Consider the following 17,891-nt stretch of genomic DNA (forward strand, 5'->3'; position numbering starts at 1 on the left):
TGATCCTGAAAATTCAGCCCAGGCTAAGCCCGATGGCCGTCGCGAAGATAACGCCGAAAAGACCGATCTCTTCGGCGCGGTTCAAGCCGTTCACCACGCGCCGCGCATTTACCCAGTCGCTTTTGGTGGCGTTGAAGAAGTCATTGAGCGCATAGCCGGTAAAGCGTCCGGCAATCATCCCATCGAAGAGAATGCGCACCGCCGTCTCCGGCTCCAGCGCCTTTTCCGGCGCATCTTCCAGCCGATAGGTGCGGTAATTGTCGCGCCCCGTAATCTGCACGAGGCCCCGCCCGCGAAACCGCCAGCCATCGCCTGTGGCCGCCCCGCCATTGCCCATGCGGTGGGCATAAATGCGGTTGGCAATCCGCTCCGGCTGTCCGGCAAAGCGTTCCGCATCGGCAGGCAGGAAGTAGCGATGAAAGTTCTTCACCAGCCCCTCGGCAGAGTAATTCAGGTTTTCTTCCACCGGCTGCATTCGCCGGCCGGTTTCGTGATAGGCCGTGGCCAGACAATAGGCCAGAAAGCGCGGATCATGCGTGGCATAATCTGCTTCCCATTTGGCTAGAAGCGCGTTGTGACCGTCTACTTGGCCTTGCGTCATCCGCCCCTCATAAAGCCGTGCGCGGACCTGATCGAAATAGCGCTTGCGCTCAACCTTCATGCGAATCTCCCGGATAATCAGCACGCGCCAAGGCTGCCGCACAGAAGGACCTGTGGGCAGAACCTTAGCAGCGCAATATTGTGCAAATGTTTCAATCGATTTGAAAAATGCTAATCGGTTTAGGTGGTTAGCATCCTATTTACTTTCCGATAACTGTATGGAACCAAAGCTCAGCAAGGCAGTTATCTGCCCGGCATTTTGTTTCAAAGGAGATCATGATGATGCAGCAGCCAGCCTCTGTCCCGACCGCTGCCACGGCGCCTAAGCAGCCTATTCCGCAGCATTTGGTTGATCGTCTTGAGTCTGAATGGCGTCAGATGCGCGAAAGCGCAGCCAGCCCCATCAAGCGCTGATATCTCCTGCCCCGGCTTCATCGCGTCCTTTGAAGCCGGTTACAGGTGATCTGAGTTTGCCAGTACTCTGAATATAAATGTCTCCAGTCCAAGCCGCTGCCCCTCGCCCGGGGGCAGCGGCTTCTTTTTTGATGACCAATAAAAACGCTGGGATTTGATGACGAAAGCAGACGCGCACTGCCATGCGCACTTGGGAGAATAGGTCACCCAAGCCAAGGCGAAGGCCTCGTCATCAACTGGAGGTGAGCTAGAGCGTGTCTCGCAAAAGTGTGTAGCGGTTTTGCGATAAAGACACGCGCAAAAACAAGAACTTAAAGCCTAATGAGCGAATCTGAAAGATCGCGACAGGCTTTAATGTGGTTTCTGCCATTTAGCATCACTCTTAGAATAAGAAAAACCCGCACAGGCTGGCAGGCTGATGTGCAGGTTCAATTCTTCACCCAAGAGAAAAGGAGGCGGGGTTAGCGCCCTGTCTCCACTCCAGCTTCAATACAGCAATCCTTACGCATCCCGGCAACTCTTTCGCTCACAAACCGCGCACCCGCGGCTCGCTTTGCTCTCCCAGCATCAGCGCCGTCAGCGCCCAGACCAGCGCATCCAGCCGGTCGGGAGACCGCCCGCCGGAAAGCCCATCCGGCCCGAAGTCACACATCTGGTCCTCAAGTGCTGTAAACCTGCCCGAATGCGCCACGCGGCCCTGCTCATAAAGCGCGGCCACCGGCTCGGCCCGCAGAAACTTGCCCCGCGTTGCCCGCACCTGCGTCAGCGGCAAGGTCTCGTCGATGCTACGCAGCATCGCCGCCACCATCTCGCCACCCTGGTTTACCTCCGCTACCACCCGGTCGGCGGAAAAGCGACGATAGGCCTTCACCACCTCCTGCGCCCATCCCGCGGGGCTTAAGCCTTGGGCGGAACAATCGGCCAGAACCACCGCCCTGCCCGTCGGCTCAACGCCCGCCACCACAATGCCGCAGCAGGAATTCTCTCCCGCCCCGGAAGGTGGATCGACAGCCACCACAACCCGCCGGAGAGAGCCCGCAAAGCGAATGCGAAGCGCGTCGAGGTCGGCCCGCTTCCACAGGGCATCGGCCCGGTCCTCGATCAGTTCGCCTTCCAGCTCCTGACGTCCCAGACGACTGCCGCCATAGCGCGCCTCCAGCCCCTTCACGAAACTCGGCGAAAGGTTTGCCGCATTATCCCGCGTCGAAATCCGCACCAGCCTCGTTCCCTCATCCGTCATCAACCGTTTCAGGATCGGCACCGGCCTCGGTGTCGTCGTCACCAATTGGCGGGGGTCATCCCCCAACCGCAGACCGAATTGCAGCATGTCGAAGGTCTCTTCGGCATATTTCCACTTCGCCAGCTCATCGCACCAGGCAAAATGAAATTGCGGTCCACGAAGACTTTCCGGGTCTTCGGAGGAAAAGATTTGCGCAATCGCCCCATTCGGCCACACCAGCCTGCGCCGCGATGGCTCGAAATCCGGCCGGTTCTGCCGCGCCACCCGGCAAATGCCGGATGCGCCGTCGATCATCACTTCGCGGGCATCGCCCAGCGTTTCCGCCACCAGCGCAATGCGAAGCTCGCTTTTGCGCCCCGCCCCCGCCAAGGCATGAACCCATTCGGCCCCGGCCCGCGTCTTGCCAGAGCCGCGACCGCCCATCACCAGCCAGGTGCGCCAGTCACCCGGCGGCGGCTTCTGCTCCAGCCGCCCCGTCAGCGCCCAAAGCTGGCGAATACGGTGACTATGCGCCTGCCATCCTTCCGCTTGAACCTCACTGCTCACCTTGGAAGTACTGGCCTCCACGGTGGAAGCATCCGCCGTCATCTTATCGAGCAAACCGCGCGCGGCATCCCTTATGCGGCCAACTTCAGCCATGTCCCGCTCATGCTCCGCCAGCAGCGTCTCCATCTCCGGGCTCAGGCGGATCGGCCCCAGCCGCACGGCATCCGCCTGTACCAGCGCTGAAATCGCGCTTCCAGTGCTCGAAAAGCTCCTGTGCGCGGGCCTCGATAAGCCGTTCCACCTCATGCACTGCCTCCGGGTAGCCGCTCTCGTTTGCCTGCCGCTCCTCCTCCATCTCCCGGTCGCGCAAAAGCTGCCTTTGCAGGCTGTCCACTTTTTCAAGCGTGCGCACAATCAGGCTCATGGCATCCGTCGCCGCCTTCAAATCGGCACGGGCAAGCTTTTGCGCCGCCTCGTCACCCTCTTCGCAAAGCGCCGCCGCCTTGGTGCGAAGATCCCGAAAAGCGATGAACTGCGCCCGCATCTCGCGCATCATCTCGGCCAGAAGCTGGTGCTGAGCCTCTGCATTCGCGGCCACATCGGCGCTTTTCAGCTCAAGCAGAACCCGGTCCGCCTCGCGCTTCGCCCGTGGCTCAAGCACAGGCTCCTCCGCTCCCGCGCCGCCAAACAACGCAAGGTCCAAATCCGGCCAGTCATCCATTCGCAATCCGCCTTTAACCAGAACCCGTTCAACACGAGGATAGGCAAATATTCCTTGATCCCCAAACAAAAACGGCCCCCGGTCCATTCCTGAACCAGAGGCCGCATATTCAAGGCATCCGATGCACCAGAAGGTCATCCCCGCCAGTCACACTTCTTCGACTATGCCTAAACCCTACCAAACCACCGTGACGCCGTCAAGGACTATTTTCCTATTTATTCTTGATCCTCGTCGACATCCGGCACCGCAGTCATCATTCGGCCATGGCGTATAAGAATGATATCAACATGTTGTCCGTCAAACAGGTAATCGAGTAGATAGTCACCTACCACCAGCGTCAAACTGTCTTTCAACTGCAAGCCATAACCGCGTTTGCCCGCTTTCGGAAAGGCTTGCAGCATCTGCTGTGCGTCTTTGATGGCAGAGGCAAAGTTGTGAGCAGCAACGGGACTGCGTTGACGCAGATAATCCGCTTCGCTTCTGATGTAATTCGCTGCCGCTTTTGACAGACGAACTTTAATCACGCTACCTTACCAGCAATTATGCGGTCCATGTCAGCAATGACAGCATCCAGATCTTCGGTCTCGCCCGCGTCGATCTGCTGCTTTCCTTTCACCGCAGACAGTATGTCACCGCCTTCATTCATCAGATAAGTCCGTAGTGCCCGCACGATAATGTAGCTGCGCGAGCGGTCTGTCGCCTCGGCAATGGCTTCTACTTGGGCCAGAATTTCGGCTGGTACTCTTAATGTTACAGAGTCGCTGCTGTGCGTCTTGTGCATACGAGCCTCCTTGGATGCAAGGCATTGTAAGACAATGTAAGACATCGCGCAATCCAGCCTCACCCATTTGAGCCTCGGAACAAACCACGCAAACCCTCGTTGTGCCCGGAACCAATTTTGTCGACACCCCCGGCACACGAGGATTTTCCGATGCAGCATGAATCCGGGCGCATTCCGCCATCCCCCCGGTCCGTTAGCGTTCCGATCAAGCTTACGATCAATGGAAAAGCGCATGAGTTCGACCTGCCACCCTTTGTCACGCTGCTGGATTTGTTGCGCGATCATCTGCACCTGAACGGCACGAAAAAGGGCTGCGATCATGGCCAGTGCGGCGCCTGCACCGTGCTGGTCGACGGTGTTCGCATGAACTCCTGCCTGAAGCTCGCCGTCAGCGTCCAGAATGCGGAAATCACGACAATTGAGGGCCTCGGCACGCCGGAAAATATGCATCCCATGCAGAAGGCTTTCGTGGAGCATGATGCCTATCAGTGCGGCTATTGCACGCCGGGGCAAATCTGTTCCGCCGTGGGCATGCTCATGGAAGGGCATGTCCACACGCGCGAGGAAATCCGCGAATTGATGAGCGGCAATCTCTGTCGCTGCGGGGCCTATACCAACATTGCCGATGCCATTGAGCAGGTCATGGGGGCTGATGCCGCCAAAGTGTGGAAGGAGGCCGCAGAATGAGACCGTTCGATTATATTCGCCCCTCTGCCGTCGCGGACGCAGTTACCGCCCTTCTCGCCCAGCCCAGTGCCCAGGTTCTGGCGGGCGGCACCAATCTTGTCGATCTGATGAAATACGATGTCACCCATCCAACGGCGGTCATCGATATCAACGATCTTCCGTTGAAGGAAATCAAGGTGTTGGAAAGCGGCGCTCTGTGCATCGGCGCGCTCACCACCAATGCCCAGGTGGCCTATGATCCGCACATTCAGGAGCAGTTGCCGCTTCTGTCCTCTGCCATTCTGGCGGGTGCTTCCGCGCAGCTTCGCAATGCCGCCACCAGCGGCGGCAATCTGCTTCAGCGCACGCGCTGCTATTATTTCTACGATCCGTCCACCCCCTGCAACAAGCGCCAACCCGGCAGCGGCTGCTCGGCTATCGGTGGCGTCAACCGCATCCATGCCATTCTCGGCGCCAGCGATCAGTGCATCGCCACCCACCCCTCGGATATGTGCGTCGCCCTTGCCGCCCTCGATGCCATGGTGGAAGTCACCGGGCCGGAAGGCGATCGCGATATTCCCTTCCTCGAATTCCATCGCCTGCCCGGCGACCACCCGGAGCGGGATAATACCCTGCAACAGGGCGAAATCGTTACCGGCATTCGCGTGGATGCGAGCCGCTTCAACCGGCACCACAGCTATCTGAAAATCCGCGACCGACTGTCATACGCCTTTGCGCTGGTCTCGGTCGCGGCAGCGCTCGATATCGAAGATGGCAAGATCCTCGATGCCCGCGTCGCACTCGGCGGCGTTGCCCATAAGCCCTGGCGCGATCCTTTGGCAGAAGCGGAACTGACGGGTCAGCCTGCCACGCCAGAAACCTTCGAGGCCATGGCAAACCGGCTCCTCGCTGGTGCCAAGGGCCAGGGCCATAACGATTTCAAAATCCCCATGGCACACCGCGCCATCGTCCGGGCTCTGCGTCAGGCGGCTGAAGGCCGTCCGCAGGTTCAGGCTGAAAAGCGTATTTCTTGATCAGGGAAGGAGGAATACCATGCCAGATAGTACATCCCGCGTGATCGGCCTTCCGATTTCCCGCGTTGACGGCCCGCTCAAAGTCACAGGTCGTGCGCCCTATGCGGCGGAACATCATCCGGTAGATATGCTGCACGGTTTCGTTCATGTCGCAACCATTTCCAGCGGCAGAATTGAAAGCATCGATCTTGCCGATGCCGCCAATTATCCGGGCGTCGTCAAGATCTATACCCATGAAAACCGCCCTCGCGCCGCCTGGTGGGATAGCGCTTGGAAGGATGATGTTGCCCTTCCCGGCCACCCCTTCCGGCCGTTGCAAAACAATCGCATCCTGTTTGATGGACAGCCCGTTGCCCTTGTGGTGGCAGAAAGCTTTGAAGCCGCGCGTGATGCCGCAGCCCTCATTCGCGTGACCTATACTGAGGATGCGCACGCAACCGACATTCTGGCGGAAGAACGCAATTCCTATGAGCCGAAGGAAAAGCGCAGCGGCATCGCCCCGCCGCCACCGCCACGCGGCGATGCGCAAGCAGCGTTCGAGGCGTCCCCGTTCAAGATTTCCGCTGAATATGTGCTGGAAGGCGAACACCATAACCCTATGGAACTGTTCGCCTCCACGGTCATCTGGGAAGAGGATGGCTCGCTCACCATTCACGATAAGACCCAAGGCTCGCAGAACAGCCAGGGTTACGTCTGCGGCGTGTTTGAACTGCCAAAGGAAAAAGTGCGCGTCTTCAACCGCTATGTCGGCGGCGCCTTTGGTTCCGGCCTTCGACCCAAGCACCAGCTCTTCCTCTCGGTCATGGCGGCGCTGGATTTGCAGCGCTCCGTGAAGCTGGAACTGAGCCGCCGGGAAATGTTCTATCTCACCTGGCGTCCCTCCACCATCCAGCGCGTTTCCATGGCAGCAGATCAAAATGGCCACCTCAGCGCCATCCTGCACCATGCGGTAGAAGCCACGTCGCGTTATGAGGATTATCAGGAGGTTGTCGTCAATTGGTCGGGGCTTGCCTACAAGTGTGAGAACGTAAAGCTCACTTACGAGCTTGCGGCCATGAATGTCTCCACCCCCGGCGATATGCGCGCTCCCGGTGCAGCAACCGGCGCATTTGCGCTGGAATCTGCCATTGATGAACTGTCTTACAAGGTCGGTATCGATCCGCTGGAGATGCGCATTCGCAACTTCGTGCATATGGACCAGAACGAGGATAAGCAGTTCACTTCCAAGGCCCTGCACGGCTGCTATCGCCAGGGTTCGGAAGCCTTTGGCTGGGATGCCCGCAACCATGCGCCACGCTCCATGCGCGATGGGCAGGATCTTGTTGGCTACGGCGTCTCTACCGGCATCTGGGAAGCACAGGTTACCAATGCCAGCGCCAAGGCACGGCTGAATGCGGATATGAGCGTCGTCATTTCCGCCGCCGCCTCCGATATCGGCACCGGCACCTATACAATCCTCGCGCAGATCGGCGCGGAAGGCTTCGGCGTCACGGCAGATGACGTTCTGGTGGATATTGGCGATTCATCGCTGCCCACCACCACGGTCGAAGGTGGGTCGTGGACTGCCGCGTCCTCCGGCGCTGCGGTTCAGGCCGCAACCATGGCCGTTCGCGCAACCCTATTGAAACATGCGCAGGATATGGAAAACTCACCGCTTGCCGATGCGAGCGTCGAGCAGACCGCCATCCGCGACGGCCGCCTCGTGCTGGATGTCAACGATCAGGTCGGTGTCTCGATTGAGGATATCTTTGCCCATGCCGGTCTCTCCTTCGTGGAAGAGGAAGGCAAGGCGGCGCCGGATCAGGCAACCCAGAAAACCTTCTCCAGCTACACCCATTCGGCCAATTTCGTGGAAGTGCGGGTGGACGAGGAGTTGGGCGTCATCCGCGTCGAGCGCATCGTCGTGGCCGTCGCGGCCGGTCGCATTCTCAACCCCAAGACTGCCCGCAGCCAGATCCTCGGCGGCGTTGTCATGGGGCTTGGCATGGCCCTCTATGAAGAAGGCATGTTCGATCACCGCATCGGCCGCATCATGAACCACAATCTGGCGGAATATCATGTGCCGTCGCACGCTGATGTGCAGGATATCGAGGTCATTTTCGTGGAAGAACACGATGACAAGACAAGCCCGCTCGGCGTCAAGGGCCTTGGCGAAATCGGCATTGTCGGCATGGCTGCAGCCGTCGCCAATGCCATCTATCACGCCACCGGCAATCGGGTGCGCCACCTGCCGATGACCATCGATAAAGTATCCTATGCCAAGGAGGCCGCAGAATGAACGGCACCATTCCATCCCGTCTTCAGCGCTTCGATCCTTCTCTTGAGCAGATCGACCCGGACGAGCCTCAGGTGGCGGAAGCCCTGACGGAGACCATGCTCTCCATCGCCTACAAGACCTATGCCGATAGCGCCCATGCCATCCGCTGCGTCCATGCCAAGAGCCATGCGCTGTTGGAAGCCGAAGTGGAAATTCTCGACAATCTGCCGCCAGAGCTTGCGCAGGGCATTTTCGCTCAACCCGGCACCTACGAGGCCGTCCTTCGCCTGTCCACCACGCCCGGCGACCTGCTGCATGATAGCGTGTCGGCACCGCGTGGCATGTCCTTGAAAATCATGAATGTGGAGGGGGAGCGCCTGCCTGGTTCGGAACATTCCACAAGCCAGGACTTCGTCATGGTCAATGGCAAGGTCTTCAATTCCCCAAGCGGAAAGGCTTTCCTCAGCAACCTGAAACTGCTGGCCGCGACGACCGACCGAGCAGAGGGTGCAAAGAAAATGTTTTCCAAACTTCTGCGCGGCGTGGAAAGCGTGGCAGAGGCCATGGGCAAGGAGTTGACGCCAGTGAAGGTCATGGGCGGCCAACCCATGACGCATATGCTGGGAGAAAGCGTCTATACTCAGGTGCCGGTACGCTTCGGCCAATATATCGCCAAGCTTGGCCTCGTGCCTGCCTCTGAAAACCTGAAGGCACTGGTGGACAAGACGATCAGCGTCAACGGCGATGAGGATGTTCATCGCCACCTGATCGCCGAGTTTTTCGAAAGCGAAACCGCCGTCTGGCATTTGCAGGTACAGCTTTGTACCGATGTTTCGGAAATGCCGATCGAAGATCCGATGGCGCTGTGGGATGAGGAGAAAAGCCCCTACATCACGGTCGCCACGGTGACATCTCGACCGCAGGAAAGCTGGTCGCAAGAGCGTTCGGAAACGGTCGATGACGGCATGAAATTCTCGCCCTGGAACGGGATCGCGGACCATCAGCCACTCGGCCAGATCATGCGCATGCGCAAGCAAGCCTATGAGCGATCTGCGGCCTTCCGGTCCGAGCGCAACCAGACGCCCGTCACCGAGCCCCGCACCTGCCCCTTCCACCACGCGCCTGTCAGCGTCGTGGAAGAGACGCAGGCCCGTGTGTTTCCGTAACGCGGCTTGAGCAGAGGCTGGGCATACCGATGCTCAGCTTCTACTTCAAATCATCAAAGATTAAAGGGAGGCAATTTTTCAATTTATCCGCGCATGGAGAGAGCATAGATTGAGCCAGATCGATTTTGAATTTTTTCCTTTCCTAAGCGCTTGGGTTTTGATATTTTATGCCTACCGTTTTCACCTTCAACGGGTTGCGGGTGGTCATTTATCTGAATGATCATCGCCCGGCACATGTTCACGTCTTGGGGAATGGCTGCCAAGCAATCTTCATCATGAATTGCCCGGATGGACCGCCGACCTTGCGGGAAAACATGGGCTTTAAAGCCCGGGAATTGGCCAGTATTGCAAGGAGCCTAAACGATGCGCGCAAGACAGCCTGTGATGAATGGACCAGAATACACGGGGCCTTCTGAGGCAGAGATCCATGCCGCAAATCTGCGCGGCGCTGAAACCTTGCGAGGGCCTCGCGCTATTGCTGCTGCCTACGACAAGGAAAATAATGCTCTGCGCGTTACCCTTGCATCAGGCTCCTATGTCGGCTTTCCCATAGAACAACTGCAAGACTTGTCGGATGCCGATCCAACAAAAATTGCCAATGTTGTTGTGGAGCCGCCGGGGCTAGGCTTGCATTGGCCGGATCTCGATGTGGATCTCTACCTGCCCGCCCTGCTGCAAGGCGTGTTCGGTTCCCGCAAATGGATGGCATCGCAACTCGGCGCTGTTGGCGGCAGCACAACGAGCGCTGCGAAAGCCGCCTCTGCCCGTATGAACGGGAAGAAGGGAGGCCGCCCGCGAAAGGCGGCATCCGCTTAAAATCGCGCGCGATAACCCTTTCCCTCACGTCCCGCAGAAGGTCATTTTCACCTTCTGCTCATCCAGCGGCGCTTCCCGATATTCGTCGTAGTCCGCGTGGTCCGCATAAGGATCGGCAAGCGCTTCCAGCAGCCGGTGGAAGGGTTTCAGATCCCCATCCATGGCGGCACGAATGACCTGTTCGATGCGGTGATTGCGCGCAATGATGGCTGGGTTGACGGAACGCATCAGGCCCGCCGCGTCTCCCGTTTCAGGCTCTTGCGCAAGGCGTGCCCGCCAGTGGGGAAGCCAGCTTTCGGCCTTTTCCCAGGGCACGAAACCTTCCAGAAAACGCGCCTCCGCATCCAGCGCCGCCTGCCCTTCTTGCGCGCCCGCAAGATCGCTCAGTCGGCGGAAAGTTAGCGTAAAATCCGCGCGACCTTCCTGCATGGCCGTCAGCAAATCCTGCACCAGCTCAGCATCACCAGCCTCTTGCGTGGAAAGGCCGATCTTGGCGCGGAAAACCGCAATCCATTCCCTTTGAAAAATCTCGCCAAAGGCTTTCAGAACAGTGTTGGCCTTCTCGACGGCCTTTTCCTGATCCTCATCGAGCAGCGGCAACAGGCACTCCGCCAGCCGGGCAATATTCCATTGGCCAATGCCTGGCTGGTTTCGATAGGCATAGCGTCCCTGCTGATCAATGGAGGAAAACACTTTCATCGGCTCATATTCATCCAGGAAGGCACAGGGGCCGAAATCGATGCTTTCGCCAGAGATTGTCATATTATCGGTATTCATCACACCATGGATGAAGCCCAAGCCAAGCCAGCGGGCAATCAGCTTGGCCTGCCGTTCAGCCACCGCTTGAAGCAGAGCAGAGTAGACGTCTTCCCCGCCCTTCAACTCGGCATAGTGGCGGTCAATAACGTAATCCGCCAAGGTGCGGATCGCCTCATGATCTTCCCTTGCGGCGAAGTATTGGAACGTGCCAACCCGAACATGGCTTGCCGCCACGCGGGTGAACACGGCACCGGGAACTGCCTGTTCACGATAGACAGGATCGCCGGTCAAGACAGCAGCGAGCGCCCTCGTGGCAGGAATTCCAAGTGCGGCAAATGCCTCGGAGATGAGGTATTCCCGCAGCACCGGCCCAAGTGCGGCGCGCCCATCTCCTCTTCGGGAAAAAGGTGTTGGCCCGGCACCTTTGAGCTGGATATCCCGCCGCACGCCATCGGCATCCACCACTTCACCTAGGAGAATGGCGCGGCCATCACCCAGTTGCGGAACGAAATTGCCGAACTGATGACCAGCATAGGCCATGGCTAGCGGTTCTGCGCCTGGGGGCAAGACATTGCCGGAAAAAATTGCGGCAAGGCGCAGCGAATCGGATGGATCAAGATCCAATTTCAATTTTTTTGCAAGCGCCTCATTGAACTTGATCAGCACTGGCCCACTCACCGGTTCCGGGTAGACGGACTGGGAGAAGCGATCCGGCAAGCGCACATAGGAATTATCGAAATGAAACAAAGACATGCTCCTGCTTGATCGGCTGGTTTCAGGTGACTTTCTCGCGCCATGTTCCATGCAAATGGGGCGCTTCACGGTAGATCACAAGGCGAAAAACAAGACAAACCTATGGGGGTTTCAATTCGGCTTACCGCAAAAAAATCGTCAGATCCGACTGGATGTTGCATTTCCGCTACAGCCTTTCCCAGCAAGCGCACTACCTCCATCAACATCAAGGAATAAAAAAGGGAGTGCATCCATGAAAAAGGTTCTTCTTCTCGCCGCCGCAGTGGCTTTCTCCGGCTCCTCCGCAGCATTGGCAGCCGATGCCGTGGAACAGATTCCGGAAGCCCCCATGGCTGTTGAAACCGCTGCCCCGGCCTTCAGCTGGACAGGCGGCTATGTCGGTATTCTCGGTGGTTATGGCTGGGGCGATGGCGAAGGCAGCGTTCCGGGCGCAACAGCCAGCGACAACTTCGACGGCGGCCGCCTCGGCGCCTTCGTTGGCTACAACTGGGCCATGTCCAGCGGCTTCGTTGTCGGTCTCGAAGGTGACGTAAACTACGACTGGAACGAAAACACCTATGCTGGCACCGATGTCGGCACCGATTGGGGTGGCTCTGTTCGCGGTCGCGTTGGTTACGCCTGGGATCGCACGCTGCTCTACGCAGCAGGCGGCTGGACGGCCACCAACGGCTACATCAAGGGTAATGGCGTAGACCAGAGCGAAACCCTCAACGGTTGGACGCTTGGCGCTGGTGTTGATTACGCATTCACCGACAACATGTTTGGCCGTCTGGAATATCGCTACAACGATTACGGCAGCAAGAACATCGGCGGCATCGACTCCAGCTTCGATCAGCACGTTGTCAATGTTGGCCTGGCTGTGAAGTTCTGATCACCAAGTCCATAACATTCGAAAAAGGCTCGGAAGCAACCGCTTCCGAGCCTTTTTTACGGATAATATACTTTTAGGGGCGAACATTTATTTCAATCAAACCCGGTCGCATGAGTTAGCCCGAAGTAAATCTTAATATAATCAATATCGAAACTAATAGCCTGTCACATTTTTACTACAGACATAAACTACCCAGAGATGTACGCATACAATATAGCAACTCTAGGGATTATATTATGAAGTTTTCACTTGCGCTTGGTGCTACGCTTTTCCTCGCCTCTTCCACCACCCTCTTTGCTGCTGATGCCGTGACGCAGGTTCCGGAAGCGCCTGCTGCCGCAGAAACAGCCACTGCCTTTACCTGGGCTGGTCCTTACGCCGGTGTGTTCGGCGGCTATGGCTGGGCTGACGGCAAGGCAGACGCACTGGGCCTCAGCGCCAAGGACAATTTCGATGGTGGTCGCCTTGGCGGCTTCATCGGCTATAACTGGGTCGTATCCGGCGGCTTCGTGGCTGGTGTGGAAGGTGATCTGGGCTATGACTGGAACAAGAACACCTATTCCGTCCTTGGAACGAATGTTGATCTCGGCACCGGCCTCGTCGGCTCCGTCCGTGGCCGCGTCGGCTATGGCTTCGATCGCGCTCTCGTTTACGCAGCGGGCGGCTGGACCAGCACCAACGGCAATATCGAAGCGGCTGGCCTGAAGATTTCCGAAACATTCAATGGCTGGACCATCGGCGCTGGCGTGGATTACGCCGTTACCGATCACATCTTCGCCCGAGCCGAATATCGCTACAACGATTACGGCGACAAGAACTTCGATGGCGGCAAAATTGGCTTCGACCAGCACGTCGTCAATGTCGGCGTTGGCGTCAAGTTCTGATCACACACTTTAAAGCGCGTTGCGGCTTATCAGCCTCATGCAACGCGCTTTAACTTCTTGTTTTTCGCATGTCGTCATCGCAAAACCGCAGCACAGTTTTGCGCAACATGCTTGGATAAATCCGCAGGCGGGTGTTCGGTTTTCTACCGGATGCCCGCTGTGCATGAGAGGATTCGCACTCTTCCTGGTAGAGAATTGCCCCATCGATCCAGGTTGTATTTTGCACGCCAGGGCAGGAAATTCGACAGTAAACAACTGTTGCATGTAGGCAACAGGTCTATGTCATTGGTTCGAATTATTTATCAAATAAGCTGAATATTCAGATATTTGAATTGTTTACCAGCCTCCACAACCTGATCTAGACACTGACTCTCAGTCAGGTTAGGCCAAACCCATTGCAACCAATGGATGGTCTTACATGAAATATCTTCTTTCCCTCGTTTCTGCAGTTCTGCTGACCAGCGCAACGACAGCCTTCTCCGCTGATGCCGTCAGCCAGATTCCGGAAGCCCCTGCCGCACAGGAAACAGCTGCGCCCTTCCAGTGGGATGGCGTTTACCTCGGTGGCCTTGCAGGCTATGGCTGGACGAAGGCTTCTGGCGAGTTGTTTGAAGATATCGGCACGCAGACCTTCAATGGCGCACGCCTTGGCGGTTTCGTCGGTTACAACTTCGGACTTGGCAACAACGTCATCCTGGGTCTCGAAGGCGATGTGAACCACGACTGGAACAAGCGCAGCTTTGATGACGGCGGATTCCACGCTCAGACGGGCATTTCCGGATCTGCCCGTGTCCGCGCTGGCTATGCCATCGACAATCTGTTGGTCTACGGCGCTGGCGGCTGGACCGCCACGCGCGTGAAGGCCGAGGACGAATTCGTAAAAGCAACAGATACAGCCAATGGCTGGACGGTTGGCGCTGGCGTCGATTATGCCTTCACGAACAACCTCTTCGGCCGCGTCGAGTATCGCTATAACGACTACGGCAAAGCATCGCTGGAAGATGTGGACGTCAAGCTGAAGCAGCACGTCGTCAATGTCGGCGTTGGCGTCAAGTTCTGATCACGGACATGGGGGAGCGCGCTCCCCCATTGCTTCTCGTTCTCTCCCCGGTTTTGCCGGGAGAGAGCCTTAGGCGAGGCTCAGCTTTTCCGGGGAATAGCCAGCATCGCGAATGGCTTCTTCTGCCTTGGCGGCATCTCCGCCATCCAGCGTGACCCGGTGGTTGGCTAGATCCACCGCCACAGGCACACCAGGCAGCGCTTTCGCAAGGGCCGCTGTTACGGTCTTTTCGCAGTGGCCACACGTCATGTCCGGTACGTGAAAAACAGTCATCGGCTTTTCCTTTCCATTGAATTGACTGATGTATTCTGCGCCAGATCATCCAGGATCGGGCAGTCGGGGCGTCCATCGCCAGAGCAGCAATGGGCGAGATGTTTGAGCGTTTTCACCATGCCCTGCATGTCAGCGATACGCCGTTCCAGATCGGCAATATGGGCGACGGCAACCTCTTTCACCGCTGCACTTTCGCGCTCACGGTCCTGCCACAGGGCCAGCAGCTTCTCCGTTTCCTCAAGCGAAAAGCCAAGTGAGCGGGCGCGGCGAATGAAGCGCAGCACATGCACATCATCTGGCCCATAGACCCGGTAATTGTTCTCGCTGCGGCCGGAAGGGCGGATGAGGCCAATCTGTTCGTAATAGCGGATCATCTTGGCGGATACGCCGGACGCCTTGGAAGCCTCGCCGATATTCATCGCGCCACTCCTTTCAAATCCATGCTTTTCAGCCTCAGGGCATTGGTCAGCACGAAGACGCTGGAAAGCGCCATGGCACCGGCGCCAATCATGGGTGATAATTGCACCCCGAAAGCGGGGTAAAGCGCGCCCGCCGCAACCGGGATCAGCGCCACGTTGTAACCAAAGGCCCAAAACAGGTTCTGGCGGATATTGTTCATGGTGGCGTGGCTCACCGCAATGGCAGCGGAAACGCCGGTCAAGGCACCGGAAGATAGAACGACATCCGCGCTTTCAATGGCCACGTCGGTTCCTGTGCCAATGGCAATGCCGATATCGGCAGCAGCGAGCGCCGGTGCGTCATTAATGCCATCGCCCACGAATGCGACAGGGCCGCCTTGGGCCTGAAGCTGTTTGACAGCCTCCACCTTGCCATCCGGCAGCACTTCGGCCACCACATGATCGATGCCCAGTTGCTGGCCGATGGCTTTGGCAGTGCGAGCATTATCACCTGTTACCATGGCAACCTTGAGGCCCAGAGCCTGCAAGTGGCGAATAGCTTCAAGGCTCGTTTCTTTCAGTGGATCGGCAACAGCAATCATCGCGGCCAGCTCTCCATCAATAGCGGCGTAAAGCGGGGTCTTGCCAGCATCGCCCAAGGCTTGGGCTTGCCTTGAAAAAGCGTCAACGCTGACGCCCTGCGCCCTCATCAACCTATCCGCTCCCACCAGAACCGTGCGGCCTGCCGCCTGCCCTTCGATGCCATAGCCAACATGTGCCGTGAAATTCGCGACCTCCGGCACATCAACCCCACGCGCCTTCACCGAGCGTACAATGGCTTCCGCTAACGGATGTTCAGAGCGCGCCTCAACGGCTGCCACCAAGGCCAGCACCTCGGCCTCGTTGAAACCGTCTGACACCAGGCAATCCGTGAGTTCCGGCCTGCCTCTCGTTATCGTGCCGGTCTTGTCCAGCACCACAGTTTTCACGTCACGCAGCGCTTGCAATGCATCTCCCTTGCGAAACAGCACGCCAAGATCTGCCGCACGCCCGGTGCCCACCATGATGGAGGTTGGCGTGGCAAGCCCCATGGCACAGGGGCAGGCAATGATCAGCACGGCAACGGCCGCCACCAGCGCATGTGGCAGCACCGGCGCTGGCCCCACCAGCAGCCAGATGATGAAAGTAGCCAAAGCCACACCCATGACGGCAGGCACGAACCATGCAGTGACGCGATCCACCATGGCCTGGATGGGCAGTTTCGCGCCCTGCGCCTCTTCCACCAGCCGGATGATCTGTGACAGCATGGTATCGGAACCGACCTTTTCCGCCCTGAAGCGGAAACTGCCGCTACCATTGATGGTGCCGCCGATGACGTGCGCGCCGGCGGATTTTTCCACCGCCATCGGCTCACCGGAAATCATGGCCTCATCGACATTCGATGCGCCATCCAGCACCACGCCATCCACGGCAATGCGCTCGCCGGGACGCACCAGAAGCACATCGCCCACTTCCACCGCATCGGTTGGAATGTCGACGCTTTCACCGTCACGCTCCACCCGCGCCGTCCTGGCTTGCAGGCTTAAGAGGCGGCGTATGGCAGCGCCCGTGCGGCCTCTGGCGCGGGCTTCCAGCAGCCGACCGAGCAGAATGAGCGTGACAATGACGGTTGCCGCTTCAAAATAGACATAGCGCGCCTGTTCCGGCAAAAGCTGCGGCGCAAAGGTTGTAACGGTGGAGTAGGAATAGGCAGCCAGCACACCCAATGCCACCAGCGCATTCATTTCCGGATGGCCGCGCAAAAGCGCGGGGATGCCGGTTTTCAAAAAGCGAAAGCCGGGGCCGAAAATTACCGCCGTCGCCAGCGCGAAATAGAGGTAGTACAGTGACTGCTGATCGACCGCACCCATCAGCCAATGATGAAACGGCGCGTAAAGATGGCCAGCCATTTCCAGCACGAACAGCGGCAGGGTCAACACAGCCGCAATCGCCAGATCCCGCCGCAGCACACCAGCATCTTCCTCATGATGGCTGTGCACCCCACCATGCGCAGCGTGATCTGCATGAGGATTGGCACTTGCCAGAGAAAGACCCGCGCTCCTGACTGCGCCTGCAAGCTGGCGGCGAAGATCACGCCCGAAGGCCTCGACCGCAATCTCTCTCTGCCCCGCTTCCAATCGTGCAGAGACAAAGCCCGGCTGGCGACTGAGCGCAGTCTGCAGCTGCACCAGAGCATCCGGCGTCAGGGGGTTCGCCAGCATCAGCTCAACATGCTCCGCCTTCGGTTCATAGCCAACCTTGCGAATGGCCTCGGCCAGAGCGGCAGCGGAAAAGCCCTGCCCCGGCTCGACGCTGAGACTTTCGGTAGCGAAATTGACGGAGCTTGCTGCAACGCCCGGCACTTTGGCGGCTGCATTTTCCACCCGCTTCACGCATGAGGCGCAACTCATGCCTTCCACCGGAATGATGAGAGGCTGGTTTAAGTGGTCAGCTTTAGCGATCTGGTTCATGGCAGCGGAATCCTTCGTTCCACTTCCATGTAAGGCTTCCCATTATGGGAAGGTCAAGAGGTCTTTTACCCCCAAAATTTGAGTGATTATCGGAAAATCATAATTCAAGAAAATCCATAGATGAATCAAATTAATCCACTTGAAAGTGTATTTCTTCGATTCTAATCCTTCGATGGTTGCATTTTAGAGCAACTTCTTTCAT

Annotated in this window: 19 protein-coding genes; 10 read left to right on the plus strand and 9 right to left on the minus strand. The window is 57.9% G+C overall.

The genetic code is table 11. The features are described 5' to 3' along the window. Positions 1-13: 13 nt before the first annotated feature. The gene (locus AC0JZ1_RS11765; protein WP_471882543.1) at positions 14-661 is read right to left on the minus strand and encodes a hypothetical protein; all 648 of its coding nucleotides are present in this window, start codon (positions 659-661) and stop codon (positions 14-16) included. Positions 662-879: 218 nt separating this feature from the next. Between AC0JZ1_RS11765 and AC0JZ1_RS11770 the strand changes: the two genes are divergently transcribed. After that, complete coding sequence (locus AC0JZ1_RS11770) at positions 880-1,014, plus strand: hypothetical protein (RefSeq protein WP_471882544.1); 135 nt, start codon at positions 880-882, stop codon at positions 1,012-1,014. 526 nt (positions 1,015-1,540) lie between these two features. Here AC0JZ1_RS11770 and AC0JZ1_RS11775 read toward each other — a convergent pair. The 4 genes from AC0JZ1_RS11775 to AC0JZ1_RS11790 form a co-directional block, all read right to left on the minus strand. Continuing rightward, positions 1,541-2,842, minus strand: coding sequence for a DNA-packaging protein (locus AC0JZ1_RS11775; RefSeq protein ID WP_471883430.1), 1,302 nt, complete (start codon positions 2,840-2,842; stop codon positions 1,541-1,543). Positions 2,843-2,900: 58 nt separating this feature from the next. Beyond that, positions 2,901-3,461, minus strand: coding sequence for a hypothetical protein (locus AC0JZ1_RS11780; protein ID WP_471882545.1), 561 nt, complete (start codon positions 3,459-3,461; stop codon positions 2,901-2,903). 215 nt (positions 3,462-3,676) lie between these two features. Beyond that, a complete protein-coding gene (locus tag AC0JZ1_RS11785) occupies positions 3,677-3,985 on the minus strand; it encodes a type II toxin-antitoxin system RelE/ParE family toxin (protein ID WP_471882546.1) in 309 nt (102 codons plus the stop codon). After that, positions 3,982-4,242, minus strand: coding sequence for a CopG family ribbon-helix-helix protein (locus AC0JZ1_RS11790; protein WP_471882547.1), 261 nt, complete (start codon positions 4,240-4,242; stop codon positions 3,982-3,984). Before AC0JZ1_RS11790 ends, AC0JZ1_RS11785 begins: the two co-directional genes overlap by 4 nt. Before the next feature lie 150 nt (positions 4,243-4,392). Between AC0JZ1_RS11790 and AC0JZ1_RS11795 the strand changes: the two genes are divergently transcribed. The 6 genes from AC0JZ1_RS11795 (at position 4,393) to AC0JZ1_RS11820 (ending at position 10,181) form a co-directional block, all read left to right on the plus strand. Then, the gene (locus AC0JZ1_RS11795; protein ID WP_471882548.1) at positions 4,393-4,929 is read left to right on the plus strand and encodes a (2Fe-2S)-binding protein; all 537 of its coding nucleotides are present in this window, start codon (positions 4,393-4,395) and stop codon (positions 4,927-4,929) included. Beyond that, positions 4,926-5,942: an FAD binding domain-containing protein gene (locus AC0JZ1_RS11800; RefSeq protein ID WP_471882549.1), complete on the plus strand. Its 1,017-nt coding sequence runs from the start codon at positions 4,926-4,928 to the stop codon at positions 5,940-5,942. Before AC0JZ1_RS11795 ends, AC0JZ1_RS11800 begins: the two co-directional genes overlap by 4 nt. A 19-nt stretch (positions 5,943-5,961) precedes the next feature. Beyond that, on the plus strand, positions 5,962-8,220 hold the full coding sequence (locus tag AC0JZ1_RS11805) for a xanthine dehydrogenase family protein molybdopterin-binding subunit (RefSeq protein WP_471882550.1): 2,259 nt from the start codon (positions 5,962-5,964) through the stop codon (positions 8,218-8,220). Beyond that, positions 8,217-9,365: a catalase family protein gene (locus AC0JZ1_RS11810; RefSeq protein WP_471882551.1), complete on the plus strand. Its 1,149-nt coding sequence runs from the start codon at positions 8,217-8,219 to the stop codon at positions 9,363-9,365. The genes AC0JZ1_RS11805 and AC0JZ1_RS11810 overlap by 4 nt, the downstream gene beginning before the upstream one ends. Positions 9,366-9,532: 167 nt before the next feature. Continuing rightward, positions 9,533-9,781: a DUF4160 domain-containing protein gene (locus tag AC0JZ1_RS11815; protein WP_471882552.1), complete on the plus strand. Its 249-nt coding sequence runs from the start codon at positions 9,533-9,535 to the stop codon at positions 9,779-9,781. Beyond that, positions 9,729-10,181 carry a DUF2442 domain-containing protein gene (locus AC0JZ1_RS11820; RefSeq protein ID WP_471882553.1) on the plus strand — a complete coding sequence of 151 codons (453 nt, stop codon included), beginning with the start codon at positions 9,729-9,731 and terminating at the stop codon, positions 10,179-10,181. The genes AC0JZ1_RS11815 and AC0JZ1_RS11820 overlap by 53 nt, the downstream gene beginning before the upstream one ends. A gap of 24 nt (positions 10,182-10,205) precedes the next feature. Here AC0JZ1_RS11820 and AC0JZ1_RS11825 read toward each other — a convergent pair whose 3' ends face one another. Beyond that, positions 10,206-11,693, minus strand: coding sequence for a protein adenylyltransferase SelO (locus AC0JZ1_RS11825; protein ID WP_471882554.1), 1,488 nt, complete (start codon positions 11,691-11,693; stop codon positions 10,206-10,208). Between the two features lie 232 nt (positions 11,694-11,925). Between AC0JZ1_RS11825 and AC0JZ1_RS11830 the strand changes: the two genes are divergently transcribed. The 3 genes from AC0JZ1_RS11830 (at position 11,926) to AC0JZ1_RS11840 (ending at position 14,508) form a co-directional block, all read left to right on the plus strand. After that, positions 11,926-12,564 (plus strand): outer membrane beta-barrel protein, encoded by a 639-nt coding sequence (locus AC0JZ1_RS11830; RefSeq protein WP_471882555.1) that lies wholly within the window; start codon positions 11,926-11,928, stop codon positions 12,562-12,564. A 236-nt stretch (positions 12,565-12,800) separates the two neighbouring features. After that, positions 12,801-13,448 (plus strand): outer membrane protein, encoded by a 648-nt coding sequence (locus AC0JZ1_RS11835; RefSeq protein WP_471882556.1) that lies wholly within the window; start codon positions 12,801-12,803, stop codon positions 13,446-13,448. Between the two features lie 418 nt (positions 13,449-13,866). Then, positions 13,867-14,508 (plus strand): outer membrane protein, encoded by a 642-nt coding sequence (locus AC0JZ1_RS11840; RefSeq protein ID WP_471882557.1) that lies wholly within the window; start codon positions 13,867-13,869, stop codon positions 14,506-14,508. A gap of 69 nt (positions 14,509-14,577) precedes the next feature. On the opposite strand, the gene AC0JZ1_RS11845 is transcribed toward AC0JZ1_RS11840, so the two are convergent. Genes AC0JZ1_RS11845 through AC0JZ1_RS11855 form a run of 3 tightly spaced genes read right to left on the minus strand, consistent with a single transcriptional unit; the run spans position 14,578 to position 17,689 of the window. Next, positions 14,578-14,781: a heavy-metal-associated domain-containing protein gene (locus AC0JZ1_RS11845; RefSeq protein ID WP_471882558.1), complete on the minus strand. Its 204-nt coding sequence runs from the start codon at positions 14,779-14,781 to the stop codon at positions 14,578-14,580. Then, positions 14,778-15,200 (minus strand): Cu(I)-responsive transcriptional regulator, encoded by a 423-nt coding sequence (gene cueR, locus AC0JZ1_RS11850; protein ID WP_471882559.1) that lies wholly within the window; start codon positions 15,198-15,200, stop codon positions 14,778-14,780. Before cueR ends, AC0JZ1_RS11845 begins: the two co-directional genes overlap by 4 nt. Continuing rightward, a complete protein-coding gene (locus AC0JZ1_RS11855; protein WP_471882560.1) occupies positions 15,197-17,689 on the minus strand; it encodes a heavy metal translocating P-type ATPase in 2,493 nt (830 codons plus the stop codon). Before AC0JZ1_RS11855 ends, cueR begins: the two co-directional genes overlap by 4 nt. Between the last annotated feature and the right edge of the window lie 202 nt (positions 17,690-17,891).

It is taken from the genome of Affinirhizobium capsici (assembly GCF_977018625.1).